The organism is Flavobacterium sp., from assembly GCF_013822155.1.
Taxonomy (GTDB): Bacteria; Bacteroidota; Bacteroidia; order Flavobacteriales; family Flavobacteriaceae; genus Flavobacterium.
Genome location: NZ_PNJW01000192.1, coordinates 1 through 1,200, shown reverse-complemented (window position 1 = coordinate 1,200; position 1,200 = coordinate 1). Strand labels below are relative to the sequence as shown.

At 33.6% G+C, this 1,200-nt stretch carries 1 protein-coding gene; it reads right to left on the bottom strand.

The features are described from left to right. Nucleotides 1-980 (bottom strand): pitrilysin family protein (locus tag C0512_RS15870; RefSeq protein WP_290863331.1); only part of this gene is annotated, 980 nt, incomplete at its 3' end. Between the last annotated feature and the right edge of the window lie 220 nt (nucleotides 981-1,200).

The window sequence follows — 1,200 nt, the reverse complement described above, 5'->3', positions numbered from 1 at the left end:
GGTGAATTGGCCAATTCATTTAATCGGTTGTTGAGCATGGTTGAAAACAAGGTTTCTACCACGTGTTCTTTCAAATCGTTAATGGTTTTTTTGGGTTTTCGCACACCATAATCTTTATAAAGCAATTGAATTTGTGTTTGAGCTGCTTCTTTATCGCTCTCAATAGCTACAAAAGTTTCTTTGTGATTAGGAACTTCAAAAGTTTTTCTCGGCTTTTCGTTTTTTGGGTTTTGGTATTTTTCAAAATGGTCTTTGATTTTTTGTTCCATTGCAGCGACATCAATATCTCCAACCACAATTACGCTCATCAAATTCGGTCGGTACCAATCTTTGTAAAAACTCGTTAACTTATCATGAGTGAAGTTTTCCAAGATTTCTTTTTTACCAATAGGAAGACGATTAGCATATTGCGAGTTGTACATCATTTTTGGGATGTATTTGTCTTCCATTCTTTTATCGGCACCTAATCCAAGACGGTATTCTTCCAAAACAACGCCTCTTTCTTTGTCGATTTCTTCCGGCGTTAAATTGGCGTTGAAAGCCCAATCTTCAATAATCTGGAATCCTTTTTCCACTTTTTCAGCATCGTCTGACGGAATTGGAAGAAAATAAACCGTTTCATCAAAACCGGTGTAAGCATTTAAATGTTGACCAAATTTAACCCCGATACTTTGTAAATAATCCACCAATTGATTTTTCGGAAAACGTTTCGTTCCGTTGAAACACATGTGCTCCATAAAATGCGCCAATCCTTGTTGGTCGTCGTTTTCCAAAATAGAACCTGCATTAATGACCAGTCTTAAATCGACTTTGTTTTCAGGTTTACTATTCTTTCTGATGTAATAAGTCAGGCCATTTTTTAGGGTTCCTTTTCTCACAGCAGCATCAAAAGGAATTGCATCTGTCCCTTTTAAATCCTGCGCCAAACTTACCGCTGGGAATACTAAAAGAAACAGTACCGATTTTAAAATTTGTTTCATAAAAATTAGTTTTGTGGTTTATAAAAAATAATAACGGATAAAGATTACATTTATTGTGAAACTAATAAAATAAACACCTACAAAAATATATTTAACGAAATATTAGCGTTACTATATCTTTAGAGAAACAAACGGCACAATTCATGTATTAATAATTGTTATATTTACCATTCGAAAAAATGAAAATTATGTTTAAAAAGAGCCTACTCATTTTTATATT